The organism is Streptomyces endophyticus (assembly GCF_035798155.1).
GTDB classification, from domain to species: Bacteria; Actinomycetota; Actinomycetes; order Streptomycetales; family Streptomycetaceae; genus Streptomyces; species Streptomyces endophyticus.
The window spans coordinates 1-23,348 of the sequence record NZ_JAOZYC010000169.1 but is presented as its reverse complement, the minus strand read 5'-3'; the positions used below and the strand labels follow the sequence as shown (position 1 = coordinate 23,348).

General features: G+C 69.7%; 22 protein-coding genes and 1 pseudogene. 9 read left to right on the top strand and 14 right to left on the bottom strand.

What is annotated here, in order from left to right; translation table 11 throughout:
• The first annotated feature begins 250 nt into the window (after nt 1-250).
• Nucleotides 251-1,384, top strand: a complete 1,134-nt coding sequence (locus tag OKJ99_RS34730; protein ID WP_326022228.1) for a hypothetical protein — start codon at nt 251-253, stop codon at nt 1,382-1,384.
• A gap of 51 nt (nt 1,385-1,435) precedes the next feature.
• On the opposite strand, the gene OKJ99_RS34725 is transcribed toward OKJ99_RS34730, so the two are convergent.
• The 5 genes from OKJ99_RS34725 to OKJ99_RS34705 form a co-directional block, all read right to left on the bottom strand.
• The gene (locus OKJ99_RS34725) at nt 1,436-2,056 is read right to left on the bottom strand and encodes a hypothetical protein (protein WP_326022227.1); all 621 of its coding nucleotides are present in this window, start codon (nt 2,054-2,056) and stop codon (nt 1,436-1,438) included.
• Between the two features lie 117 nt (nt 2,057-2,173).
• Entirely contained in the window at nt 2,174-2,464 is a 291-nt protein-coding gene (locus OKJ99_RS34720) for a WXG100 family type VII secretion target (protein WP_326022226.1), read from the bottom strand.
• 107 nt (nt 2,465-2,571) lie between these two features.
• Entirely contained in the window at nt 2,572-2,898 is a 327-nt protein-coding gene (locus OKJ99_RS34715) for a WXG100 family type VII secretion target (protein WP_266714845.1), read from the bottom strand.
• Between the two features lie 262 nt (nt 2,899-3,160).
• The gene (locus OKJ99_RS34710) at nt 3,161-4,393 is read right to left on the bottom strand and encodes a WXG100-like domain-containing protein (RefSeq protein ID WP_326022225.1); all 1,233 of its coding nucleotides are present in this window, start codon (nt 4,391-4,393) and stop codon (nt 3,161-3,163) included.
• Between the two features lie 68 nt (nt 4,394-4,461).
• Entirely contained in the window at nt 4,462-4,815 is a 354-nt protein-coding gene (locus tag OKJ99_RS34705) for a WXG100 family type VII secretion target (RefSeq protein ID WP_326022223.1), read from the bottom strand.
• A gap of 278 nt (nt 4,816-5,093) precedes the next feature.
• On the opposite strand from OKJ99_RS34705, the gene OKJ99_RS34700 reads away from it, so the two are divergent.
• A complete protein-coding gene (locus OKJ99_RS34700; RefSeq protein WP_326022222.1) occupies nt 5,094-5,885 on the top strand; it encodes a hypothetical protein in 792 nt (263 codons plus the stop codon).
• A gap of 158 nt (nt 5,886-6,043) precedes the next feature.
• Here the strand turns inward: OKJ99_RS34700 and OKJ99_RS34695 are convergent, their stop codons facing one another.
• Together OKJ99_RS34695 and OKJ99_RS34690 are read right to left on the bottom strand one after the other, a co-directional pair.
• Nucleotides 6,044-6,688 carry a hypothetical protein gene (locus tag OKJ99_RS34695; protein WP_326022221.1) on the bottom strand — a complete coding sequence of 215 codons (645 nt, stop codon included), beginning with the start codon at nt 6,686-6,688 and terminating at the stop codon, nt 6,044-6,046.
• Between the two features lie 14 nt (nt 6,689-6,702).
• Nucleotides 6,703-7,056 carry a hypothetical protein gene (locus tag OKJ99_RS34690; protein WP_326022220.1) on the bottom strand — a complete coding sequence of 118 codons (354 nt, stop codon included), beginning with the start codon at nt 7,054-7,056 and terminating at the stop codon, nt 6,703-6,705.
• A 259-nt stretch (nt 7,057-7,315) separates the two neighbouring features.
• Here OKJ99_RS34690 and OKJ99_RS34685 point away from each other — a divergent pair, with 259 nt between their 5' ends.
• Entirely contained in the window at nt 7,316-7,921 is a 606-nt protein-coding gene (locus tag OKJ99_RS34685; RefSeq protein ID WP_326022219.1) for a hypothetical protein, read from the top strand.
• A gap of 67 nt (nt 7,922-7,988) precedes the next feature.
• On the opposite strand, the gene OKJ99_RS34680 is transcribed toward OKJ99_RS34685, so the two are convergent.
• From OKJ99_RS34680 to OKJ99_RS34665, 4 genes are all read right to left on the bottom strand, one after another.
• Nucleotides 7,989-8,627 carry a hypothetical protein gene (locus tag OKJ99_RS34680; RefSeq protein WP_326022217.1) on the bottom strand — a complete coding sequence of 213 codons (639 nt, stop codon included), beginning with the start codon at nt 8,625-8,627 and terminating at the stop codon, nt 7,989-7,991.
• 5 nt (nt 8,628-8,632) lie between these two features.
• Complete coding sequence (locus OKJ99_RS34675) at nt 8,633-8,983, bottom strand: hypothetical protein (RefSeq protein ID WP_326022215.1); 351 nt, start codon at nt 8,981-8,983, stop codon at nt 8,633-8,635.
• A 53-nt stretch (nt 8,984-9,036) separates the two neighbouring features.
• Nucleotides 9,037-10,329, bottom strand: coding sequence for a WXG100-like domain-containing protein (locus OKJ99_RS34670; RefSeq protein WP_456115205.1), 1,293 nt, complete (start codon nt 10,327-10,329; stop codon nt 9,037-9,039).
• Between the two features lie 104 nt (nt 10,330-10,433).
• Nucleotides 10,434-10,772, bottom strand: a complete 339-nt coding sequence (locus OKJ99_RS34665) for a WXG100 family type VII secretion target (RefSeq protein WP_326022212.1) — start codon at nt 10,770-10,772, stop codon at nt 10,434-10,436.
• A 241-nt stretch (nt 10,773-11,013) separates the two neighbouring features.
• Between OKJ99_RS34665 and OKJ99_RS34660 the strand changes: the two genes are divergently transcribed.
• Both OKJ99_RS34660 and OKJ99_RS34655 read left to right on the top strand, forming a co-directional pair.
• Nucleotides 11,014-11,712 (top strand): hypothetical protein, encoded by a 699-nt coding sequence (locus tag OKJ99_RS34660; protein ID WP_326022210.1) that lies wholly within the window; start codon nt 11,014-11,016, stop codon nt 11,710-11,712.
• Between the two features lie 151 nt (nt 11,713-11,863).
• Nucleotides 11,864-12,607 carry a sporulation protein gene (locus OKJ99_RS34655; RefSeq protein ID WP_326022209.1) on the top strand — a complete coding sequence of 248 codons (744 nt, stop codon included), beginning with the start codon at nt 11,864-11,866 and terminating at the stop codon, nt 12,605-12,607.
• 82 nt (nt 12,608-12,689) lie between these two features.
• On the opposite strand, the gene OKJ99_RS34650 is transcribed toward OKJ99_RS34655, so the two are convergent.
• From OKJ99_RS34650 to eccE, 3 genes are all read right to left on the bottom strand, one after another.
• A complete protein-coding gene (locus tag OKJ99_RS34650; RefSeq protein WP_326022208.1) occupies nt 12,690-15,323 on the bottom strand; it encodes a MinD/ParA family protein in 2,634 nt (877 codons plus the stop codon).
• A gap of 267 nt (nt 15,324-15,590) precedes the next feature.
• Nucleotides 15,591-17,252: a hypothetical protein gene (locus tag OKJ99_RS34645; RefSeq protein ID WP_326022206.1), complete on the bottom strand. Its 1,662-nt coding sequence runs from the start codon at nt 17,250-17,252 to the stop codon at nt 15,591-15,593.
• Nucleotides 17,252-18,646: a type VII secretion protein EccE gene (gene eccE, locus OKJ99_RS34640; RefSeq protein WP_407700822.1), complete on the bottom strand. Its 1,395-nt coding sequence runs from the start codon at nt 18,644-18,646 to the stop codon at nt 17,252-17,254. The genes OKJ99_RS34645 and eccE overlap by 1 nt, the downstream gene beginning before the upstream one ends.
• Nucleotides 18,647-18,903: 257 nt before the next feature.
• Here eccE and eccB point away from each other — a divergent pair, with 257 nt between their 5' ends.
• The 4 genes and pseudogenes from eccB to OKJ99_RS34620 form a co-directional block, all read left to right on the top strand.
• The gene (gene eccB / locus OKJ99_RS34635) at nt 18,904-20,406 is read left to right on the top strand and encodes a type VII secretion protein EccB (protein ID WP_326022204.1); all 1,503 of its coding nucleotides are present in this window, start codon (nt 18,904-18,906) and stop codon (nt 20,404-20,406) included.
• Between the two features lie 54 nt (nt 20,407-20,460).
• Complete coding sequence (gene mycP / locus OKJ99_RS34630) at nt 20,461-21,696, top strand: type VII secretion-associated serine protease mycosin (RefSeq protein WP_326022202.1); 1,236 nt, start codon at nt 20,461-20,463, stop codon at nt 21,694-21,696.
• Nucleotides 21,697-21,825: 129 nt separating this feature from the next.
• Nucleotides 21,826-22,215 (top strand): hypothetical protein, encoded by a 390-nt coding sequence (locus OKJ99_RS34625; protein WP_326022200.1) that lies wholly within the window; start codon nt 21,826-21,828, stop codon nt 22,213-22,215.
• A gap of 14 nt (nt 22,216-22,229) precedes the next feature.
• Nucleotides 22,230-23,348, top strand: a pseudogene (locus OKJ99_RS34620) (hypothetical protein); the annotation flags it as partial.

Sequence of the window (23,348 nt, the reverse complement as noted above, 5' to 3'; positions counted from 1 at the left end):
GGAAGTTCGGCTGGGGCGGTGGGTTTCCCTGTGCGGGATCGCCGCGCTTGTCGTCATCACAGGCAGCTGGCTTTTTCTGGGGGCCGGGTCGGTCAGGACCTCGCTTACGTGGGCGGGGCTCGTCGTCCTCGTCGGATGTGTGGTGGCGGTCGCGGGGCAGGTGCGTTCCGGTGGGCGGGTGTCGCGCACGGAGGCGTACGGCTTGGCGGTGGCGTCGGTACGGGGGCCGGGTGACGGTGGGACGCAATCGGTGCCGGCGACGGTTCACGGGACGCGTTGGGTCTGGATCCGGGTCACTGCGATCGCGGTCGCCGTGGTGACCACGGCCGTGCTCGCGGCGTGCCTCGGTTTCGCTCAGCCCGAGCGTTCCGGGACGGCTGCGGCCATCGCGGATGCCGACTACGTGATCGAGGAGTTGCCGATCGTCTCCGTCGCGCGCGTGGATGCCGCCGGGAGCAGTTCGCGGAGCTCGACGATGGCCGACTACACCGTCAACTTGCCCTCTTCACAAGGCGGCAGGGCCACTCCCGCGACGTTCCGCGCGTACAACGGCAAGGGCGTACGAGAGGTGGGGGAAACCTACGAGGTCGCCTACGCGCCGCAGCGGCCCGGTCTCGGCGCGGTCGGCGACACCTCGGCCGACGCCGTCGAGGGACAGCTCACCGGGCACGCTCTGTCGTCCCGCAGCATTCCCTTCGTCGCGGCCGGATGGGCGATCGCGGTCGTCCTGGCTGTGGCCGTGGGAACCGGTATCGCGTCGCGTCCCCGTGGTGAGCGGCGCGTGGGCGGCGACTGGGTCGCGCTGCGGGCGGTCGTGACGGGGCAGGCGGAGCACGTGGAGGAGGCAGGCGGTGGCGTCGGCACTTCGGCCAACAGCGGGAAGAGCGGGAAGAGCGGCAGCCGTTACGCGTGCCTGACGCTGCGGACCGATGCGGGCGAGGACGTCCCGTTGGTGATCTCGGCGAAGCTGCAGGCTGCGACTCCCGTACTCACCGGAACCGAGGGCCGGCTCCTGTGGAACCCGCGGGGCGACGGCAAGGCCAAGGTCGCCGCGGACTTCGTCGCCGACGACGGCTGGCAGCTGCCGGGCCGGGTCCCCGGCGCGGTCGCGGCGCGTATCGCCGCTGGACCTCGCGGAGCGTTCACCGTCGACGCGGGTCGCCGCACCCGGCTCCTCGAACTGGGCGGCTTCTGGCCGCGCACGGTGCCGATGGGCCTCGTGGTGGGGTTGCTGGTCGCGGCGGCCGCGGTGGGCGCGTTGCTCGTGCCGGTGAACGGTGGTTGGCGGGTCTGGGCGGCCCTCGTCGTCGTACTCGCACCGCTCCTCGGGCAGCTGCTCGCGAAGGGGGCGACGAGCGCTCCGGGGGTCGCTGTGGAGCGCTGACTCGGCTCCGCCGTGTTTGTCCGTGCGCGCTGGTCGGCAGTCTGCCCCGCCTCAGGCACCTACGTGTGCGGCGAACGGCCCCGCGTGAGTCGGCACCGATGCCACCAACGCGATCCACGACCCGTCGGCGAAGACGAGCTCGACGCGTCCACGTTGGACAACTCCCTTGGGATTCGCGCGGATGTCGGCGACGACCGTTCGGGGCGCCTCCCATTGGGGTTCGTACACCCGCTTGAACTGCCACAGCTTCGCGCGGTCGGCGAGTACCAGGACCCGGCGGTCGGTCACGGCGAGCATGAGCACCGCAGCGGACAGGTAGGCGGCGCTGTAGTGCGTCATCAGAAATTGCCCGGCCTGGCCGTCCCAGCCGCCGTGCAGGGCCTTACCGTGTGTGGCCCGCATCAGGCCGTTGTCGATCGCCCGCTCAGTCGACTCCATGGCGTTCTCGAAGCGCCCCATGGGCTTCGGCTCGCTCGGCCGCAGCAAATTCCGCACAGGCCCGGGCAGCCGGGACTTGATCCGCCGCTCCAGGTCGGACTGGAGCAGCGGTGGCTGTCGCAGCCACACTGGCGGGTCGGGCATTCCTGGTGCCAACCCGCACTCGCAGGCAGCGATCAGCTCCTCGCCGGGATGCAGGTGCGGCTCGACCTGGCTGCGGTATTCCGGCTTCATCGAGTGCGTCCCCCGTACTCCTCGCCTCTCCCCGGACATGCCACCGGGGGCGGCCGATGCATCCGCATCTGCCGCCCCCGGTTATGTATCGCTGCGCGCTGACCGCGCGACGACGCGTTACGACCAGACGCTGGTGTTCCGGCTCTCGGTCGCCTGGTAGTTCTGGGCGGCCGTGTCGAGCGCGCGGGCGATCGACTCGAGCGTCGAGTGGAGGGACGCGGCGCGACGGTCCCACTCCTGCTGCTTCTGCTGGTAGCCCTCCTGGGCCGCACCTTCCCAGCTCGCTGCGATCCGCTTGACGCCGGCCTCGAGGTCGTCGAGCTGCTGGCGGACGTTGCTGGCCGTGGACTTGACGTCCTGCGAAGCCTGGGAAATGGTCTGGAAATTAACCAGAACCTGACCGGACATGATGTCTCCCCCGGGGGATGTTGGACGGAAGGGTGATGAAGGATTACGACGGTGGCGCGCTGTCTGTTGCCGGCCTGTGGCGGCGCGGGATCAGCGGCCGGGGAGGCTCATCCGAAGGGAGAGGCCTCGGCGCCCGACGAGACGTGCGAGATCGAAGCGGCCTGCTCGTCCTCGGACGTCTGGTAGTTGCTCGCCGTCGAGTCGATCGCTTCCTTGATCTCATTGAGCACGCGGTTGAGGGCGGTAGCGTCCTCGTTCACCTGGCTCTGCAGGTTGTTGTACGCAGTGGCCGCCTGGCCCCTCCAGCCAGAGGTGATCGAGTCGACCACCGTCTGCAGTCGCTGGATCTCACCCTGGATGGACTCGTTCACCTGGGAGATACGGCCGCTGAACGCGACCATCTCCTCGTGCGTCACATTAAATTGACCGGCCATGGCCACTAGCCCCCATGAGAATTCGACATCGGTCCCCGCGCCTCGCTGTTCCCCGGAGGGAACTGGGGCGCGGGTGGCACTTCTCGATAGTGCCGCGACCTTACTTTAGCCACAACTGACACGGTCACCCAAGGCGGTTCCCCAGTGACCAGCCGTGCCGTGACAGGATCCACACAATGTCACGGATCGACACGGGGGCACACTGTTCGCACAGGCCCCATACGTCCGTTACACATTATTTTCGTCAGTTACATCAGCCACGTCACCCGAAAACTGATCTGGCGCGAGCGTCTTCCGAGGCCCGTCCGGAGCCACCGGACCCACCGGATCCGGTGGATGCACCGGACCCACCGGACCCACCGGACCCACCGGACCCGCCGGACCCACCACTCTCCGTATTACTCGCCCCGCCGCCCGGTTCGTCCGCCGCCGGCTGCTCCCCTCTGAGGCGCCCGACCCCGCCCTGAGCCGCGTCTCCGAGCGCCCCGGTCGCGCCTTCCACCGCGCCGTCCACCGCACCCTGGGCGCTCTCGCCCGGCGACGAGACCATCGAACTCGGGTCCAACGCCTCCGTAACGGCATCGCCCGCGCCCGGCAGACTCTCGCCGGTACTGTCCACGATGCCCTGGGCCGCGGCCCCGGCCCCCTGGCCCACGCCCTCGCCCGTCGCGTGGACGCCTTCGCCGATGCCCTCGCCGACCGCGCCGAGCCCCGCGCTCGCGGCCCCTCCGAGCACCTGACCGGCCGGGCCGAGCCGCCCCGAGGCCTCGTCGATGGCGCCCGCGGCACCGTTGACGGTCTCCGAGGCGAAGGTGCCCGCGCCGACCACGGCCGCCTCGCCCCACTTCATGCCGTCCTGCGCGCCGAAGTGGTTCTGCACGCCCTGCTGGACGAGGTTCTGCCCGGCCGCCTTGCCCGCCTCGACGGCCGCTTCCTTCACCACGTCGAGGACGATTTCCTTGACCGACTGCACCGCTTGCTGCTCGACGGCCTGCGTGACCTGCTGGATGAGCTTCTGCTTCAGCTCGTCGAGGATGCGGCGCACGATGAGCCGGGTCGCCTGGGTCGCCCCGGCCGCGCCGATCTCCGAAAGCCCGAACGTCACCGGTGCCGCCGCCTGCGCCGCCGCGATCTCGAAGGCCAGCGCGATGAGCTGCACGATGACCGCGATCTTGCTGGCGACGACGATGAGGGCGACCGCGTCGAGCGCGAAGGCGAGGATCTCGGCGGCCATCGCGGCATCCTCGAGGTAACCGCCCCCGCCGCTCGAGAACTTCTTCCACGCCTCCTCGAAGCCCTGCGACGCGTCACCGGAGTTGGAACTGAGGACAGCGCTCGCGGCAGTGGAACCGCCGCCCTGGGTGTCCCGCACCGCTGTGGCGAACTGTCGCCACGCCTCGGCCGCTTCGTGGATCTTGTCCTCGTCGGCGTCAGGCCAGCTGTAGCCGAGCAGGTCGAGGACCCATGCGACCTCGTCGGGCAGGGTCAATGCCATGCCGTGTCACTCCCCCGTGGTACGTGTGATGGTGGTTCGTCGCCGCAGCGCGTGGCTGCGCCCGGCGGTCAGAACTGCATGCCCAGGCCCGGGCGGTTCGACTGCTGCCCGATCATGATCTGGGCCTGGTCGTCCTCGGTCACCTCGTACTGGGTGCCCATGACCTTCAAGTTGCCGCCGATCTTGTCGAGCTCGTCGGCGAGGTGCTCCATCGAGGTCGCCATGCCTTCGCGCACCGGCTCGTAGATGTCGTTGAAGGTCCCGATGATGTCCTCGCCCCAGTCGCCCTCGGCGCTTTCGAGGGCGGACTTCAGCTCCTTGGTGGCGGCCTTGAAGGCCTTGCCCAACTCACCGAAGGCGGTGCCCTGTTCCTTCAGCACCGCCGGGTCGACATCGAAGCTGCCTGAGCCGAGACCTGCCATGTGCTCCCCCATGAATGTGCGTGCGTTTCGCGCAAGTAGAGCTCGGTGGCGCGTAGTTGATGCGCGCGGCGACCCGGGCCCACGGACGCGGATGTCCGACAACGCGACCTTAGTGATCTCGACACACAGGACTCGCCCCGAAGCGCCGGTCTTCACCGCCTCCTCGCACGATTGCCATGTACCTGCGGTAGCGTGCCGCGACTGTCCACAACCGCATCCGCATGGCGCGGGGAAAGCCGTACCGCGATCCGTTCGGCACAGGGGGAATCACCCGAAAGATGTCCCACTACCAGCAGCAACCCAATCCGGGTGGCTACCCGCCTCCGCCGCCTGGTGGCTACCCGCCGCCGGGTCCGTATCAGCAGCAGCCCGCTCCCGGGCCGTACCCGCAGCAGGGCCCTCCCCCGGCGCCGTACCCGCAGCAACCTCCCGGCGCCTACCCGCCGCCGCAGGCACCCGCGCCCGCGCCCATGCCCCCGAAGCACCAGGTCCCGTTGAAGGCACGCCTCATCGGCGTCTGCGTCATGCTCGTCACGCTCATCGCCGGCGGCATCTTCGCCTGGCAGGCCATGTACGCCGCCGGGCTGCGCGGAACGCACGGCGAGTTCACGGTCTCCCAGTGCTCGACGCAGACCGTCAGCTACCGCTCGCACGGCAAGCACCGCACCCGTGAAGAGGTGGAGTGCCACGGGACGTTCAGTGCGGACGGCGGCAAGGGCAGCGACCCCAACGCCTTCCTCGAGCCTTCGTCCTCCCACTCCGCGGGCTCGAAGATCTCGGTGACGCAGACGGACTCCGCCTCGACGCTGGAGAGCCGTCAGTTCTCGTACGTCGAGGCCAGCGCCTGGAACGGCGGGCTGATGTTCGCCTTCGCCTTCGCCTGGCTGATCGGCACCGCGCTGGGCGCCTTCATGACGGTGACCGGCCACACCGGCAGACGCAGCAGGGTGTCGTACGGCGCCGCGTGGCGGTCCACGGCGGGCGGAGCGACCCGGCCGGTCCTCTTCGGGCTGGCCGCGGTCGGGGCGCTGGGCGTGGTGGTGTCGCTGCTCTTGGGGCTTGTGCTGTAGACGAGCAGGCTCGTCACGCGCGCGGGCCCGTACCCACACGGTCGATGTTGGGTACGGGCCCGCGGCACGTGGTTGACCCCGTTGACCCCGGGGTGTGCCGAGACGGTCACATGCCCATCGGGGGCACCGGCCCCGGCGATCCCGAAGAAGCGCTCACATCACGCGCCCCCCGCCAGCCAGCTCCCGACGAACAGCACAGGACACAGCACCGTCACGACGACGAGGATCGGCAGCGCCGGACCACGCTCGTGCCGCACGACGTGCCAGCCCTCCTCCAACGTGACCCGGCCGAAACGGCGTTCGCGTTCACGCCAGACGCCGATGAAGGGGCCGTAGTGGAGGGGCGGCCGCGGCTGGTAACCGGTCAGCAGGAAGAAGGCGCCGACGAGCCACAGCAGATCCGTGAGGCCGAGCCAGAAGAGCGCCCTGGACAGCTTGGCCGTGGTGAGTTCGCCGTCGGCCGTGGCCGTGTAGCCGTCGTCCGTCTTGAACGCGGGGAGCGCGGCGCTCGGGATGGCGTCGCGGTCGTTCGCCAAGGCGGCGCCCTGCGTCTTCTCGCCCGTCTTGTCGTCCTCGAAGGTGCCGGTGCAGGTGTAGCCCGGGTCCGCGGGCTCGCACGACCGCACCACGACGGATCCCGGCCGCGCCGAGACCGTCACGTGGCCGTCGAGGTACCCGACGCCCGCCCAGGCCGTCGCACCCCCGATGACCACGATGGCGATCCCCGTCAGCCAGCCGAACATGCGCCGGAAGATGTAATTGCGCCGAGCCACGTACTGGTCGGCGGCCCCCGTAGATGTCACGTCGGATCCCGTCCTCAACGAATCCTGCCGTCGCGCCCGGGGGCCTTCTTCGGGTCCTCGTCCGGGTCGTAGTCCCGGACCTGCTGCCGCTCCTGCGGCGACATGTTCCGCCACTGCTCCCGCATCGGAGCAAGACCCTCACCCAGGGCACGATGACCCGACGACGAATCCAGCACGTCCTTCAACTCCATACGCCCACCGAGAAGTTGACGCGCGAGGTCCTGCAACGCGGGCGGCGCACCCTTCATGTCACGCACCTTGCGCAGCGACGCCGTCAACTGCTCGTTCTGCTCCTCGGTGAGGTTCTTGTCCTCGATCGGGTACTCGCGCTCACCCTCCGGGCCATAACCGTTTCCACCACTACTCATCGCGTGGCGCCCCCTAGCTGTGTGTCATGTGTACGTGGCGAACCGCCTTCGCCAGCGAGCTCCGGCGCCCGGCTCTGGCGTGGGCCCAAGCGCGGCGCATCGCGTCCCGTACCCTAACGGACCGGGCGTTCGGGCCCGCGACCGTAAGCGCCTCCCCCTTCATTCCCCCACACACCGAAGGTCGGTATTTTTCGTGAGTCAGCCTGTGGCACCGCAGCCGAAGACCCGCTTGCGGGATCGCGGCGTTCTCGGATTTGGATTGATTGCGGCCTTTGTGGTGTTGGCGGCCTGGTTCTCGTTCCAGGCCGTCTATTCCGGCGGCAACATCGGAACTCGTGGGACCTTCACGGCGAGTTCGTGCGAAAAGACCGTCGGCAGGACTCCTGGCGGCGGCTCCCGCGGCAACGGCTCCTCGCACGAACTGGAGGTGACGTGCGACGGCGCGTTCCGTCCCGACGGGGGTGCCGCGGGCGCCACATCCGTCCGCATGACGCTGCAGCCCGGGGATGCCCCGGTCACCGACGGCGACGCCTACCTCCGCAAGCTGATGAACACCGGGGGCAAGGGCACGGAACTGCACGCTGCCCACCTGAACCCCGACACGGTCCCCGGTAACTTCCTCGGCGAATTCAACACGTCGAACCCGGAGAAGACGGAGCAGTCCGCGCTCATCGCGCTGGGCAGCCTCTTCTTCCTCGCGGCCGGGATCTTCTCCCTCAGGGCCGACTGGCCGCGAGGCGGCGGCGGGAGCCTTCCGCTCAAGGTCGCCTGGCGTGAGAGCGTCGGCCCCGGGACGCGGGGCACGGTCATCACGGTGGCCTCCGCCGCCGTCATCGGCATCATCCTGGCGAAGATCCTCATCTGACCGGTCACACACGTGGGCCCCGAGTCGAGTGCGACTCGGGGGCCCACGGCGTTGCCGTGCCCGCGCGTTACGCCAGGAACACCACGAGCGGCCCCGTCGCCAGCAGTACGAGTCCCAGGGCGCAGAAGGCGACGATCGACCAGAGGAGCAGGGCGCGGGAGCGCACGATCTGCCATGCCTCCCCGAAGGGGACGCGACCCCAGCGGGACCAGCTGCCGCTCATCCGCGGCGGACGCGGCGTGTATCCGGTCGCCAGGAAGAAGATGCCGGTGCCGATCATCAATGCGGCCGCGCCGAACACCATGGACGCCCCACCGAGCATCCCCGTGGTGACCTCGCCCGGGTTGTCGTACGAGTAGCCACCGTCCGGCGCCCGGTAGACGGCCGTCAGGCTGCCCTTGATCTGCTCGGAGGGCGCCACGAAGACAGCGTCGTCGAACGTCCGGTGACTTCCGCCGTTCTCCCGGAAGGCGCCCGTGCACCGGTAGTCGTCCCCAGCGGGCGCACACGCGGCGACCTTGAACAGTCCGGGCGCGCCGACGCCATCATCGGGCGTGGCCTGCCAGCCGACCCAACTGCCCGCGGAGATCAGGATCTTGACGGCGAACACGACGAGTACGGCGCCGAAGATCCAGCCCGTTCCCCGCCGGTACACGAACGACCGCCGGGTCCGATGGCGCTGCCACGCCTCGCTATTGGTAGCCACGGTTATCAGCGAATCCTGCCGTCGCGCCCGGGGGCCTTCTTCGGGTCCTCGTCCGGGTCGTAGTCCCGGACCTGCTGCCGCTCCTGCGGCGACATGTTCCGCCACTGCTCCCGCATCGGAGCAAGACCCTCACCCAGGGCACGATGACCCGACGACGAATCCAGCACGTCCTTCAACTCCATACGCCCACCGAGAAGTTGACGCGCGAGGTCCTGCAACGCGGGCGGCGCACCCTTCATGTCACGCACCTTGCGCAGCGACGCCGTCAACTGCTCGTTCTGCTCCTCGGTGAGGTTCTTGTCCTCGATCGGGTACTCGCGCTCGCCCTCCGGGCCGAAGCGGTTGCCGGTGCTCATGATGTGTTGGTCTCCTCTTCGGGGCGGGTACGGCGGGATGTCTGTGTAGCCGGTCAGCCGAATACGGTGCGGACGCGGTCGCTCTCGGGGACGCCCTCGGCGCTCGTCGCACTGCCCTGCCTGGGCCCCGGCGGCGCCTCGGCCGCGCCGGCCTCCTGCGCGGCGCCGCTGCCCGACTCCTGCGAGGTGCCTTCTCCGGACCCCTCGGTCGTACCGCCACCGGACTCCTGCGACGTCCCACCGCCGGACTCCGAAGTGGCCCCGCCACCGGACTCGGACGTCGTGCCGCTGCCCGACTCGGATGTGGTCCCACCACCCGACTCGGACGTCGTGCCACCGCCGGACTCCGAAGTGGTCCCACCACCCGACTCGGACGTCGCACCGCCGCCCGACCCCGATGTCGTACCGCCGCCGGATCCCTCTCCGGAACCGCCACCGGACTCGGACGTCGTGCCGCTGCCCGACTCCTCGCCCTTCTTCTCCGTGAAGTTGTTGAAGAGCTCGCCGGAACCCTGCGCCATCTTCGACAGGCCGCCCGAGTCGCCCTGCGCCGCGTCGATCGCGCCCTCGACGACCTTGCCACCAGCCTTCGTCTCGAAGTGGTAGCCGGAACCGTCGTCGTCTTCCTTGATCTCTCCGGCGACCTTGCCCAGCACAGGGTTGGCGGCGGCGACGCCGAGCGACGTCAGGCTCTCGCCCCAGCCGCCGCCCGCACCGAACGACGCCTTGATGCCCTGGGAAGCCAGCTCGCCGGCCACCTTCTTGCCGACATCCTTCGCCAGGTCGACGGCCATGTCCTTGGCCTTGACGACGACGCGCTCCTTGACGGCCTTGACGACCGCCTCTTCGACCTTCTGGGCCGCTTCGGTCAGAGCGCGCTTGACCAGCATCCGGATCATGACGACGCGGCCGGCGAGCGCGGCCTCCGAGGCACCCAACGTGACCGGCGCGGAGGCCTGGGCGATGGCGAACTCGATGGCCAGGTCGATGAGTTGGACGATGACGAAGATCTTCAGAGCAATCACGGCGATCGCACAGATCTCGAGCATCAGCGCCAGCACTTCACCGGCTCCGGCCAAGCCGTCCAGATAGCCGATGCCGTGTCCGCCGATACCGAGACCGTTGTCGGCGAACTTGCCCCACTCCTTCATGAAGGCGTCCGCGGCATCACCGACGTGCGCGCTCATGACGAGGCTCGCCGCCGCATTGCCCTGCTCCTGGTACTCGGCAACGGCCTGACCGAAGTCACGCCATTCCTGAGCGGCCTGGTTCAGCAGGTCCTCGTCGATATTCGGCCATTCAAAACCCAGTAGATCGAGAACCCAGTCGAGCTCCCCGGGCAACATGATGGACACGGGATTTTCCCCTCAGGACACAGAGTTGCGCCGCCGGATCGGCACATGCGGATGGGACATGGACGGGTGACCTGACGGTCGCGCGCGCAACCGGCTCAGCCGTGACGCTGCTGAGCCGCCTGCTTCAGCGCGTGGAGGTGATCCTCTTCCGTCTGCTCGTAGCTGCGCGCCGTGGAGTCGAGCTTCTCGCCCACGCCCTTCAGGGCCTCACCAAGGTGCTCGAGGGCGCCGAGGATGCCTCCGCTCACCGGCCCGTACACGTCGAGGAGCGCGCTGACGAGCTTGACGTCGTCCTCGCCCCAGCCCTTCTCGAGCGCTTGCATCCGTTCCTCGAATTGCTTCGACTTGGAGGCGAACTCGCTCGCCATCCGGTCAAAGCTCCGAGCCTGCGCCTTCAGGACGTCCGGATCGACATCGAACTGCGGGCCCGCCATGTGTTCCCCCTGCTGCCTGTCGCTGTCGGGACCACAGTCGAATCCCGGCCACCAGATTAGTCGACCGCCGAACCAGGCCACGCCGCGTGCACACGGTTCTCACACAGGCCATCCATGGCCCCCACCGAAGCCGGTCGCCATTCGGTGATCACCAAGTCCGTCCATCGACTCCGAGATACCGTATCGGCGCTCATCGACATCGACGCCACACGAATACCGGCGTCAACCCCACGGAGAACCGGTGAAGACGCCTACCCCCTCACCCCAGCCGCCCGCCGGCCAGTCGCCCCCCGAAGACACAGGACCCGTCCCCCCGCCGTCGCCGATGGGCCGGGTCTTCGGCATCGTACTGGTGGTGCTGACCATCGGCGGTATGTGCTGGACCTTCTTCAACGCCACGATGTCCAGCGGATACGTCGGCTCGCACGGAAAACTCGCCATCAGCAAGTGCGTTGAGGACTACACGGAGAGCAGGTCCGCGAATGTGGGACCTGTGGCCTACCAGACGACGTGCCACGGGACGTTCCGCTCGTCCGACGGCGACGTCGTCGACCGGTCCGCGGAGATCACGTTGAGCATGAACGGCGCCGAGTCCGACGCCGCCAAGAAGGTCACCACGGCGCACGCCGACGAGCTCGCGGTGAATCGTGCCGACAGTGGCACGCTCGCCATCACCAACGTGGAATCCGTGGCCAATTACCTCTGCGGCGGCTTCTTCCTTCTGCTGGTTTTCGCGTACGGGTTCAAGTGCGCGCTGACGGGGTCCTTCCCGAAGAAGGGCATCGGACCTTCTTCGAAGCAGGCGGACCAGTTGATCCCCAAGCGGCTGAAGCCCACGGAGGAATGGCTGTGGGTCATCGGCGGAATCGGGCTTGTCCTCGCGGTCCTTTTCCGTCTGGCCGTCGGGGTCTTCGGGCTGGCCACACTGCCCTTCCAGTGAGTTCTTCTCGCACATCCAGGATCACCCGAGCCATTGCGGGCGGAGGCCCAACTGCGCTCCCAGGCTCATGATTTAGTGTTTTCGCGGCGGGTCGGGGCGGGTGCCTGGAAGGTCCAGGTGGAGGAGCCGGTGGCCCGGGGAGTGGGCATTCGTGGCTTTTCGGAAGTTCCTCAGTTCGCTCGGTGTCGGTGCGCCCGAGGTCGAGACCACGCTCAGTGCGAGCGCCGTACGGCCGGGGGATCAGTTGCACTGCGATGTGCGGCTGCAGGGCGGCTCCGTGGACATCGAGGTGGAGCGGGTCCGGATCGAGATCGTCACCCGGTTCGAGGACCTGGAGGAGACCGAGGTCCTGTGGAGCAACCCGGGCATCGTCAAGTCCCTCGTGCTCGGTGAGAAGTTCGAGCTGAAGGCCGGGGAGACGAAGGACGGGCAGGTGACGTTCGAGGTGCCGTGGGAGACCCCGTTGACGCACTTCCTGGGTGGGCGGCCGCTCAAGGGGGCGCGGGTCGCGGTGCGTACCGAGCTGACCGTCGACAACGCCGTGGACCGCGGTGACTTCGACGAGATCCAGGTGCACGCGCTGCCGGCGCAGGACGCGCTGCTGCAGGCGTACTCCAACCTCGGCTTCCGCTTCGACGAGGCCGAGGTGAAGAAGGGGACGCCGACGGGCGGTCGCAACTCGCAGGTCGATTTCTGGCAGGAGATCGAGATGTGGTTCCCGTCGGAGTACCGGCGGCCCGGCGGGCAGTTGGAGTCGATGTTCTTCGCCCGTCACGACTCGCTCGACCTGGTCACCGGCAGGTTCGGGCCGTTCGCCTTCCCGTACGACAACATCGACGTACCGGCGTGGACGGCGTGGCTCGACCAGCATCTGCGGACCACCTTCCAGCGGTGAACGCGTAACGCATACGAGGGAGGGGCCACGTCCATGTCGGACGTGGCCCCTCCCTCGTATGCGTTACGCGTACTGCTGTCGCCTACTGCGGCGGCGGCTGCTGCGTCCAGCCGGACGGCAGGCCGCCGCCACCCGGCTGCTGCGGCGGTTGTTGCTGCGGCTGCTGGGGGGCCTGGGGCGGCTGCTGCTGCGGGTAGCCGTAACCCTGCTGGCCGCCCGGCTGCGGGGCCGCCGGGGGCTGTTGACCGTAGCCCTGCTGCTGCGGCGGGAAGCCGGCCGGGGGCATGCCCGGCTGCTGGCCGCCGTACATGCCGCCCGCCTGCATCTGGGCCTCGGCGCGCTGCGCGAAGTCCTCGGCGATCAGCGCCGCGATCTCGAAGTACGCCTCACGCGTCTTCGGGCGCATCATGTCGAGGTCGACCTCGGCGCCCGCCGCCAGGTGCTCGTCGAACGGGACGACGACCACGCCGCGGCAGCGCGTCTCGAAGTGGCTGACGATGTCGTCCACCTTGATCATCTTGCCGGTCTCACGGACACCGGAGATGACCGTGAGGGAACGCTGGACGAGGTCCGCGTACCCGTGCGCCGACAGCCAGTCGAGGGTCGTGCTGGCGCTGCTCGCGCCGTCCACCGACGGGGTCGAGATGACGATCAACTGGTCGGCCAGGTCCAGGACTCCGCGCATCGCCGAGTAGAGCAGGCCGGTACCCGAGTCCGTGAGGATGATCGGGTACTGCTTGCCCAGGACGTCGAGCGCGGACCGGTAGTCGGCGTCGTTGAAGGACGTCGAGACGGCCGGGTCCACGTCGTTGGCGATGATCTCCAGGCCGGACGGGGCCTGCGAGGTGAACCGGCGGATGTCCATGTACGAGTGCAGGTGCGGGATGTTCTGCACCAGGTCGCGGATGGTCGCGCCGGTCTCGCGACGCACACGGCGGCCGAGCGTGCCGGCGTCCGGGTTGGCGTCGATCGCCAGGATCTTGTCCTGGCGCTCCGAGGCGAGGGTCGCGCCGATCGACATCGTCGTGGTCGTCTTGCCGACGCCGCCCTTGAGGCTGATCACGGCGATCCGGTAGCAGGACATGACCGGCGTGCGCATCATCTGGAGCTTGCGCTGCCGCTCGGCCTCCGCCGCCTTGGCGCCCAACTTGAACTTGCTGGGGCCCTTGTTGTTGTTCTTGCGCTTGGGCTGGTTGCGCAGAAGTCGGTCGGAGCTCAGCTCCACCTGCGCGTTGTACCCGAGCGGCGCGCCCGGCGCCGAACGCTGCTGGCCCGCGCCCGGGTCCCAGCCCGCGCGCGGGTCGACGGCAGGCTGCGGGTACGCGTTCGGGGCGGGGGCCCCGGGAGCGGCCTGCTGACCTGGAGCCGGCTGACCCTGCTGGGGCGGCTGTCCGTACGGGGCCTGCGGCGCGGGCGGCGGCGCCTGGCCCGGCTCCTGACCGGGAGCGGGCTGCGGCTGGCCCGGCTGCTGCTGCGGCGGGTAGCCGTAACCCGGAGCCGGGGGCTGCGGATAGCCGTAACCACCGTCGGCGGGCGGCTGCGGCGCGGCCGGGGCCGGCTGACCGGGAGCAGGCTGCTGCTGCGGCGCGGGCTGTCCATAGGGACCCGGCTGCTGCGGGGCGGCCGGCTGCCCGTACGGGCCCGGCTGTTGAGGAGCGGGCTGGCCCGGAGCGGGCTGGCCGTACGGACCCGGCTGCTGCGGAGGCATCGGCTGTCCCGGCTGGCCGGGAGCGGGCTGCGCCTGGGGCTGGGGCTGCGGCTGGCCCGGCTGCTGCTGCGGCGGATAGCCGTAACCCGGAGCGGGCGGCTGCGGGTAGCCGTAACCACCGTCGGCGGGCGGCTGCGGCGCGGCCGGAGCCGGCTGACCAGGAGCAGGCTGCTGCTGCGGGTAGCCGTAGCCACCAGCGGCGGGCGGCTGCGGTGCCGCGGGGGCCTGTTGACCGGGAGCAGGCTGCTGCGGGTAGCCGTAGCCACCAGCAGCGGGCGGCTGCGGCGCCACCGGAGCCGGCTGACCAGGAACCGGCTGCTGCTGCGGCGCCGGCTGCGGATAGCCATAACCACCAGCGGCAGGCGGCTGCGGCGCCACCGGAGCCGGCTGACCCGGAACCGGCTGACCAGGAACCGGCTGCTGCTGCGGCGCAATCGGCGCCGCCGGAGCCGCACCATCCGCAGCCGTCGGACCACCAGGCACGGCCGAACCAGCCGGAGCCGCCGCCTGGTTCACGTCGGCCGCGCCCCCGGACGTCGCCGTCCCGGATTCCGCTCCGTCATCGGCGTCGTCGTCATCGTCGTCGTCCCCCCACAGGTCACCCGTGGGATCGACGGCCCCTGCCCTACGGCTCGACGGGGCGGGATCGGCAGCAGGAGGAGCCGCCGGTGGTGCGGCGGGAGCAGCCGGCGGTGCGACGGGCGCGGCCGGAGCCGCCTCCCCCGCACCCGCGTTCGTACCCCCGAAGGTCGGAAAACCAGGCGCGGCCGGCGGCGGCGCGGACCCCTCGGACGAGGGACCCGGCGCGGGCGGCGGAGGAGTCGCACTCCCCCCTGCCGTGTCGGACGAGGGGGTCGCGGGCGTGCCGGACGGCGGCGTCGCACTCGATTCACTGGGCTGCGCGTACCAGGACGGCGCGTCGAAATCGAGCCGGAACTCTCCCGTCAGCTCCGTCTCGATCGAACCGTCGCCGGGGTCCGGGTTCCGCTGGTCCCGGTCACTGGTCACTGTGCCTCCTGGTCTCTGCTGTGCACCTGAACGACCGGTTCCGGCGGGACCTGGTAGTGGGTCGCGCATCGTCGCCCCCGACCGTCGCGGCGGCCCCGCGTCACTTGCGTCTCAGCCGTTCGTCCCGACAGCGTAAACGGTTCGGGGCGGCCACCGTAAAGGCGGTACTTGTCACGTACCCGTCGGTACACGTCGCGTACCCGCTCTCCACGGGGCCACCCCAGGCCTCTACGGGACCACCCGCCGCACGCCGGAGTCCGCCGGGCGTCAGTCCATCCGGCGCGGGCCGCCGAGCAGCCCGGTCTCCGGTTCCGTCGGCTGCACCATCACGAACTGGCGCTTGTCGCCCGCGATCCAGAGCATCGTCGCGTCGCTGAGCGTCGGCAGCGTCTGGGTGAGCTGCTCGGGAAGGCGCAGCACCCGGCCGATGGCCTCGGCCTCCTGCGGGGAGAGGCTCTGCAGTCCGATGACGTCGGCGCGGGCGAGCAGTCGCGGCGCGCGCGGGCCGAGGAACGGCACGACGGTGAGCGTCGACTGCCAGGGCGTCGGCGCGATCTGGGAGCGTCCGGGCTGCGCGCCCAGGTCCCGTACGACGAGGACAGGGCTCGCCACCGACGCGCCCTGCGCGGCCATCTGGCGCGGCTCGTACACCGAGACGCACTGCAGTCCGCCGCCCGCGGCCTGCGCCATCGGCGCCCACGCGGCGGGCCGCACGGACTCGACGGCGATCCGGGCGCCGATGGCCGCGGTGCGCAGCGCGATGATCTGCGCGGTCCACATCGAGCCGACGACGACGATCTCGCGGGGCCTCGGCCGCAGCACGTCGAGGACGGCGGGGCTGCCCTGCGGGTCGACGCCGATGACGACGCCGTCGTCACCGACGCTCACGCCGAGCGAGCCGAGCGACTTCTTCGACATGACGTGCCGACGACGGCGCGGGCCGCGCAGCCCGTAGCCGGGGCTGGTGAACTCCTCCTCGAACTCCGCGAAGTCGTCCTCGTGCGCGGGGTCCTCGGGGAGCGCCCGGTGCGTGGGCCGGCCCGAGCCGACCTCCGGCGCGGGCGCGTACGTCATGGTGGAGGTGGCCGCAGGGGCCGCCTGCTGCGGCACCTGGGCGATGCCGCCGACGACACCCTGGGACGGGTCCTGCGGCTGCTGGTCCGGGTGCTGCTGCGCGTACTGCTGCTGGGCGGCCGCCTGCTGCTGGGCCGCGAGCTGTTGCTGCTGCGCCAGTTGCTGCTGGCGCTGCTGGTCCTCCCACTCGCGGCGACGAGCCTCGGCCTCCTCCGCGCGGCGCTGCTCCTCCTGATAGCGGGCGCGCAACTGCCGCTGCTCTTCGGCGTGCTGGGAGGCGGCGGCCTGCTGGGCGGCGGCTTGCTGCTGGGCGGCGGCCTGCTGCTGCGCGGCCTGTTCCGCGGCCGCCTGTTGCTGCGCGGCTTGTTGCTGCGCGGCCTGCTGCTGCGCCGCCTGGTCGGGCGTGGGCTGCTGCGGGTAGCCGTAGCCGCTCTGGTCCGGGGTCGGCTGTTGCTGCTGTTGCTGCTGTTGCTGCGGGTACCCGTAGCCGCCTGCCTCCGGCGTGGGCTGCTGTTGCTGCTGCTGCGGATAGCCGTAGCCGCCCGCCTCGGGCGTCGGCTGCTGCTGCGGGTAGCCGTATCCGTCCTGCTGCTGGGCGGCGGCCTGCTGCGCCTCCCACTGCCTGCGCCGCTCAGCGGCCTCCGCGGCCCGTTGCTGCTCCGCGTGCTGCTCGGGCGTCAACTGCTGCTGCTGTTCCTGTTGCGGGTAGCCGTACCCGCCCTGCTGCTGGGCGGCGGCCTGCTGCGCCTCCCACTGCCTGCGCCGCTCCGCCGCCTCCGCGGCGCGGCGCTCCTGCTCCGCGTGCTGCTCGGGCGTCATCTGTTCGCGGGGGTCCTGGTTGCCGGGGGTGCTCATCAGCGCGTGCCTCCGAGGGGAAGGGTGGCGAGGAGGCCGGGCAGCTGTTCCCGGTCGAGACGGACGAGGCCGGCCTTGAGGCCGGAGGCGGCGCGCTCGAGTTCGCGCTTGGCCTGACCGAGTTCGTTCTCGCTGCGCGCCGAGAGGCGCACGTGCCCGCTGACCGCGACGTCCTCGCGGCCCGCGCGGGCGAGGGCGACGCTGAACGTCGTCGCGAGCGTACGGGTCGTGGACAGGCCGGACGCGAGTGCGCCGAGCGGCGTGCCACCGCGGCCGAGCTGCGGCCACGTGCCGATCCAGTACGAGGCGTGCCAGCGGTCGTCGCACCGCCAGGCGCGCACGCTCTCCTCGGTACGCGGACCCGAACGGCCCTGCTGGGACTGGGCGTTGAGGTTGGCGCGCGGGTTGACGCAGGTCGCGACGGAGAGCGCGGAGAGGACGGCGTTCTCGTCGAGGACCTCGGCGACGAAGCCCCGTCCGTTGAGCCGGCTGATCAGCTGGTCGGCGGCGCGCAGCAGGGCGCGCTGGGCGCCGCGCAGGTCACCGCCGCGCGCCTCCACGGCCTCCGGGCACAGCTCGGGGTCGAGCTTGAGCGCCACCCACGTCATCCGCACCGCCGGGGTGCCGGCCTGCGCCTGGAGCGCGGCGTACGCCTGCGCGGCGAGGGCCTGCGGCGGCAGGTGCGGGGCGGGCGCGGGCTGGGTGTACTGCACCAACTGCACCGATTCGAGGTGAATGTCCTCGACATCCAGGGCGTCGGCGAGCAGTTCGACGGGCAGCGGCCGCGCGTCGCCCTGAGGGCGCAGCGGGCCGGGCGCGGAGTCCACCTGAACGAGTGCCGTCAGGAACGAACCGTCGCCGACGAAGCCGACGAGGCGCCGGTCCCGGGCCTCGTACTCGTACGTACGCAGGCTCGGGTCCGCCTCGAGGAGCGGCGCGAAGCCGCTGTCGATGTCGGCGGGCGGCGGCCCGCTGAAGGCGCGGCGGCGGCGCTTGAGGGCGCGGCCGATCGCCATCCACTCGGGAAGCGGGTGGCGGCGGCGCCGGCCGAGCTGAAGGAAGACGAGCAGCCCGCCGACGATGGCGGCGGGCACCATCAGCACCGCCTTGATCGCGGCGGCCGCCACGACGAGCGCCAACGCGATCTCGATGATGACCAAGTGGTGCGTGCTGATCGGCCCGAAGCTGCCGATCTTGCGAGGCAGCTTCGGTCTCGCCGGACCTGCGGCCTCCTGCTGCGGTGGCGGAGCGGCCTGCGCGGTACGGCTACCGCGTCCGCCCTGCCCGCCGGGTCGGCCCGTGGGTCGGCCGCCGGAACGGCCCCCTCCGCGGCGCCCGTTCGGAGCCGGTCGCCCCTGATTGCCACGCTGTCGGGTCCTGCTGGCGCTGGACATCCCCCGCCCCGCTCCTTCGCTCGCTACTGTGCTGAATCGTGATGGCCGGCTGGGTTGAATCGGTCGGAATCGGACCGCCCCGGGCCATCGGGACCCAACGTCGGCTGGCGCGTGGAAAAACCGTACCCGTACGCTACGGCCCGATCACCACACGGCATAGTAGAGGCCCATGCGGCGCATGCGCCGGGGGTGGTCGAGAAGTGGACCCGCAGCAATAGTCCAGCACGGTCCAGCGAAGACGGGGAGAAAACGTAACGATGGCATCACGTCGCGATGAGCTGAATGCCTACAATTTCGCACGCAAGCGGACCGTTGCCGCTTTTCTCAAACCACTCCCCAATGGATCGGTGGACAGCGCCCCGCGGCCGCTCAAGCACGCGGTCCCGGGGATCGTCATGGCCGTGGTGGTCCTGGCGGGCTTCGGCGCCTGCGGCATGATCAGTCCGGTGGCGCCCAAGGGTTGGGACACACCCGAGGCCGGGATCATCGTCACGGATCCGTCGGCGACGCGGTACGTGGTACTCAAGTCGGACAAGAAGGATAAGAACGGCAAGGACAAGCCCGTTCTGCATCCGGTCCTCAACCTGGCGTCCGCAAAGCTTCTGTTGAACCCGAAAAACAGCGGTGAGGGTTCCGTGAAGACCGTCAAGGAGAAGTTCCTCGACGAATCGAATATCACCCAGGGTTCGATGGTCGGAATTCCGTACGCCCCCGACCGAATGCCGAACACCAAGGACGCGGGTACGGCCAAGGCGTGGGCGCTGTGCCAGCAGGCGATCGGCGGTGCCGACGCGATGTCCACGTCCACGCAGCAGACCGTGTTCGTACTCGACAAGGACGACGCGAAGAAGGTCTCGGCGAAGGGCTCCGGCAAGCTGGACTCCGGCAAGGCCCTGTACGTCCAGGACGAGGCCAGGACGCCGTACCTGGTGAGCAGCCGCGGCGTGGCGTACAAGCTCACAGGCGGCCAGGGCGGCAACCTCGACTCGCTCGTCCGCACACTGTTCGGCAACAGCGCTCAGCCGCGCACCGTCACCGACGACTGGCTGGCCACGCTCAACCCGAGCCCCCAGCCCATCAAGCTGCCCTACGTGCCGGGCGACGGCCAGCCCTCCAACGCGACCGGCGTTCCGCCCAAGTTCCGCACCACCGGCACGCTCCTGAAGACCAATGGCGGCGACCACTACCTCGTCGAGCAGGACAAGGTCGTCCCCGTCACCGCCTTCCAGGCGAAGCTGCTCCAGGAGACGCTCAGCGACTCCACCCCGAAGATCATCCAGGAGCCCGAGCTCTCGGTGGACAGGGGCGCGTCCATGCAGGGCGCCGACACCTGGCCCACCCAGGCCGTCTCGCTCGCCAACGGCGGCTCGAACGACACCTCCTGCTCCGTGTACAACGGCGGCAAGTCGACCAACCTGAGCACCTGGGCCGGTTCCTCCCTGCCCATCACCTCGGTCGCGTCGAGCGCGTCCTCCTACGTGAGCCCGGGCAGCGGCCTGCTCTACCAGGAGGAAGAGGGCAAGTCCGCGAGCGGCTTCAACTACCTGGTCACCGACACGGGCCTGCGCTACTACCTTCCTGTCAACAACGACTCCGGCAAGGACTCGTCGGGCTCGGAAAAGGAAGAGGTCGGCAGGGCGCAGATCCGCCTCGGCTACGAGAAGACGAGCAAGGTATCGGTGCCCGCCCAGTGGTCCAAGCTCCTGCCGTCCGGCCCCGACCTGACGACCAAGGCCGCTGAGCAGACGCAGAACTCCTGACGCCGAACTCGTAACGCAGAACTCATAGGGGGAACAGAGACCGTGGCACCCACCGTGGCATCTACTGCTGTCGCGCGCCGCACGGCGGCGGCGCTCGCGGCGACGGCCGCACTCGCCTGTCTGACCGCGACCCCCGCGGTCGCCGACGACGATCCTCAACTGGCGTCCACCGACTGCCAGTTCGGCGGCAACGTCATCAAGGGCACGCCGTGGTCGCTGCAGCGCGTCATCCCGGAGCAGCTGTGGGAGGGCACGTCCCTCAAGGGTGACGGCGTGACCGTCGCCGTCATCGACACCGGCGTCGACACGAAGAACGAGCAGTTGACGGGGAAGGTCCTCGGCGGCAAGTCGTTCGCGAAGGGCTCCAAGGCCACGACCGACGGCGTCGGCCACGGCACGAAGGTGGCCGGCATCATCGCGGCCTCGCCGATCAAGGGCTCGGGCTTCCACGGCCTGGCCCCCGACGCCAAGATCCTGCCCCTACAGACGAGCACGGCGGAGGAGGGCGGCAACCTGGCGACCATGGTTGACGCCATCAACGCGGCCGTCTCGGCGGACGCCAAGATCATCAACATCTCCCAGGGCACGACGGCGAACGTGTCCAAGCTGCCCGCCTTGCAGGCCGCGGTGAACAACGCGGAGGCCAAGGGCGCCCTCATCGTCGCCTCTGCCGGCAACAGCGGCTCGTCCGGCAAGGACTCCGACACCTACCCGGCGGCCCTCCCCAACCCCAACGTGCTGTCCGTCGCGGCCTCCGACCGCAACAACGAACGCGCCCCGTTCTCCACGCCGAACAAGCACGTGGACATCGCGGCCCCGGGCGTCGACATGGTCTCGACCGTCCCCCAGGGCGGCCAATGCGTCGACCAGGGAACGTCGTTCGCCGCCCCGTACGCGGCCGGGGTGGCCGCCCTGCTCAAGCAGAAGCACCCCAAGTGGACGCCGGAGCAGATCATCTGGCACCTCGAAGACACCGCGTCGCGCTCGCACGCGTACCGCGACAACAACATCGGCTGGGGCGTCATCGACCCCGTGGCCGCCGTCAAGGACGAGACCGCGCCGACCCAGCAGATCACCAACGAGGACCTACAGGGAGCGGCGGGCGCGGGCCCCGGCGCCGGCGAGAAGATCACCGCCGCGAAGCTGACCTTGGGCGAGACCCCGGCGGAGCGCAACTCCCGCTACGGCACGTACCTGGTGATCGGCGGCGGCCTCGGCCTCGCGGTGATCGCGGCGGGCGCGATGGCGCGGCGGGACTGGCTGCGGCGGCGGGGCGAGGACGTTCTGTGAGGGAACCTGTGTTGAACTTGTGAGTTCGGCGCGTCTCAGGCGATTCTTGAGGTAGTCACTGCGCGTCCAACTGCACGCGGCACAACAGAACTTCATAGTTACAGAAGAAAACGGGGAAGGCGGCCTGCGATGGCTGACGGGTACGAGGTCGATCTCGATGCCCTTGACCAGGTGGTCAAGGAACTGAACCAGGTCCTGAAAGACATGGGCGGGCCGAAGCGTAAGGCGGCGCACTCGACGTACGTTCCGAGTGCAGCGCTGGGGGACTTCGATGAGGCGCGGAAGTTGGCCACCGCGCACGATGACATGAAGACCCGCATCGAGAAAGACATGATCGAGAAGATCGAGAACCTGATCGACAAGTTCGGCCAGAAGACACGGAAGGCCCACGGCGCATACCAGGACGCCGAGGCCGACAACTCGGTCAAGGAAACGAACGGCGGCGCTCGCGGCTCGTACCAGGATGCCGAGGCCAACAACACGGGCGGTGGCTCAAACGTCGCCAACCGCAACGCCTGAAGGGGGACGGCGAAATGACGGGAAGCGCACCAACGGGCGGCCGAGGCGAGGGTGCCTCGGGCAGGGGCTTCGACACCCCGTTCAACACGAAGGACCTCGACACCCTGAAGAGCATGGTGGCCAATGCCAACCCCGGGCTCCTCAGGGAAGTTTCGCAGGCCTGGAAGGAAGTCCACGAAGAGCTTGTCGGCCCGGACGGGGACGGCGGTCTCCTGGAGCAGTTCAACAAGGCCGTGAAGAAGGTCCTTGAGAGCTGGAAGGGGGGCTCCGCCGGGAAGTTCGCGGAGGAAGCTGGCAGGATCAGCAAGGAGATCGCCGGAGGTGGCAGTTCAGCGAAGCTCACCTCGGATGGGTTGTTCGATGCCGCGGACAAGCTCGACGACGCCAAGACTGCGGTCGACGACCTCGACGTCAGCTGGTGGGACGAGGCGAAGGACTCCGTCAGCGACTACTTCGGCAGCATGAACTCCTCGGATGTAGCCGCGGTGCTGGCTGCCCCCAGCACCTACGGCGCTAGCGCCGCGGTTTCCTTCCTCAATAAAATGAAAGCGGCCGATGCAGCCCAGAGCAGCATCGACGCGGACATCGCCTCCGGGATGGAAACCTCCAAGGTCATCCAAACGTGGAGTGGCAGCATGAGCGCCAAGCGGGAGGCGTCGCTGCAGGCCGCTACGAAGCTGGAGGGGTTGGCGGCGTCCTACACGTCGACGTCCAAGCAGTTTGACCAAGGCGGTGGCACAGGTCAAACCTTCCAGCCGCACAACGTGGACACCGGCGGCGGCCCTGGCAACGTGAATGTCCCCAGCGGCGGCGGAACCAACCCGAGCATTCCTGGTGGCACCGGTATCGGTAGTGGCGTCGGATCCGGCAAGGGCATCCCGCACTTCGACAACAACGGCCTGAAGTCGCCCACCGCTTCAGGTGGCGACATTCCGGACGCCTCCCAGATCGGTACAGGTCTCGACAGTGCCGCCCCCAGCATCGGTACCGGCCCGGGTGCCGGTCCCGGGGTCGGTGGCGGCATCGGGGCAGGCGGCGGCATCGGCGGCGGCGCGGGAGCCGGTGCGGGTGGTGGCATCGGTGGCATGGCCGGCGGTCTCGCCGGTGGCATGGCCGGCGGCGCGGCCGCTCTG

Bases quoted from the DNA above. Each gene is read 5' to 3' on its own strand.
- OKJ99_RS34725 (WP_326022227.1), bottom strand. From the start codon at position 2,056: ATGAAGCCGGAATACCGCAGCCAGGTCGAGCCGCACCTGCATCCCGGC.
- OKJ99_RS34720 (WP_326022226.1), bottom strand. From the start codon at position 2,464: ATGTCCGGTCAGGTTCTGGTTAATTTCCAGACCATTTCCCAGGCTTCG.
- OKJ99_RS34715 (WP_266714845.1), bottom strand. From the start codon at position 2,898: ATGGCCGGTCAATTTAATGTGACGCACGAGGAGATGGTCGCGTTCAGC.
- OKJ99_RS34710 (WP_326022225.1), bottom strand. From the start codon at position 4,393: ATGGCATTGACCCTGCCCGACGAGGTCGCATGGGTCCTCGACCTGCTC.
- OKJ99_RS34705 (WP_326022223.1), bottom strand. From the start codon at position 4,815: ATGGCAGGTCTCGGCTCAGGCAGCTTCGATGTCGACCCGGCGGTGCTG.
- OKJ99_RS34700 (WP_326022222.1), top strand. From the start codon at position 5,094: ATGTCCCACTACCAGCAGCAACCCAATCCGGGTGGCTACCCGCCTCCG.
- OKJ99_RS34690 (WP_326022220.1), bottom strand. From the start codon at position 7,056: ATGAGTAGTGGTGGAAACGGTTATGGCCCGGAGGGTGAGCGCGAGTAC.
- OKJ99_RS34675 (WP_326022215.1), bottom strand. From the start codon at position 8,983: ATGAGCACCGGCAACCGCTTCGGCCCGGAGGGCGAGCGCGAGTACCCG.
- OKJ99_RS34670 (WP_456115205.1), bottom strand. From the start codon at position 10,329: ATGTTGCCCGGGGAGCTCGACTGGGTTCTCGATCTACTGGGTTTTGAA.
- OKJ99_RS34665 (WP_326022212.1), bottom strand. From the start codon at position 10,772: ATGGCGGGCCCGCAGTTCGATGTCGATCCGGACGTCCTGAAGGCGCAG.
- OKJ99_RS34645 (WP_326022206.1), bottom strand. From the start codon at position 17,252: ATGAGCACCCCCGGCAACCAGGACCCCCGCGAACAGATGACGCCCGAG.
- eccE (WP_407700822.1), bottom strand. From the start codon at position 18,646: ATGTCCAGCGCCAGCAGGACCCGACAGCGTGGCAATCAGGGGCGACCG.
- eccB (WP_326022204.1), top strand. From the start codon at position 18,904: ATGGCATCACGTCGCGATGAGCTGAATGCCTACAATTTCGCACGCAAG.
- OKJ99_RS34625 (WP_326022200.1), top strand. From the start codon at position 21,826: ATGGCTGACGGGTACGAGGTCGATCTCGATGCCCTTGACCAGGTGGTC.